Here is a 612-nt window from a genome sequence, read left to right as displayed (position 1 = left end):
CTCCAGCCCGTACCGTCCGCACCCTCCGCGAACGCCTTGCACCGGCCGTCGGGCGAAAGCCCCCGCTGCCGCGAGAACTCCACGAAGGTGTTCGGCGTCGCCATCACGGTGACCCCGCCGACGAGCGCCCGGTCGCACTCCCCGTTCCGCATCGCCTGGGCGGCAAGGTGCAGCGCGACGAGCGACGAGGAGCACGCGGTGTCGATCGTCATCGCGGGGCCTTCGAGCCCGAAGGCGTACGCCACCCGCCCCGACAGCACGCTCGACAGGTTCCCCGTCAGCGCGTAGCCCTCGATCTCCTGCCGTTCGGTCGACATGCGGGGCGCGTAGTCGTGGTACATGACGCCCACGTACACGCCGGTGCGGCTGCCGCGGAGGCTGTCGGGATCGATGCCCGCACGCTCGCACGCCTCCCACGACGCCTCCAGCACCAACCGCTGCTGCGGATCCATCGCCAACGCCTCACGCGGCGACACACCGAAGAACTCCGCGTCGAACTCCCCCGCGTCATGCAGAAACCCGCCATGACGCGCATACGACTTCCCCGACCTGCCCGGATCCGCATCGAACAGATCAGCACCCCAACCGCGATCGACAGGGAACTCCGAAATC

Annotated in this window: 1 protein-coding gene; it reads right to left on the bottom strand. The window is 69.3% G+C overall.

Translation table 11 applies throughout. From position 1 onward, the window contains the following. Nucleotides 1-612: beta-ketoacyl synthase N-terminal-like domain-containing protein (locus tag LG396_RS38850; RefSeq protein ID WP_225798321.1), on the bottom strand; the 612-nt coding region annotated here is incomplete at both ends.

This window comes from Streptomyces aculeolatus, from assembly GCF_020400605.1.
Lineage (GTDB): Bacteria > Actinomycetota > Actinomycetes > Streptomycetales > Streptomycetaceae > Streptomyces > Streptomyces aculeolatus.
The sequence above is the reverse complement of the archived record's forward strand: the minus strand, read 5'-3'. Positions and strand labels throughout refer to the sequence as shown.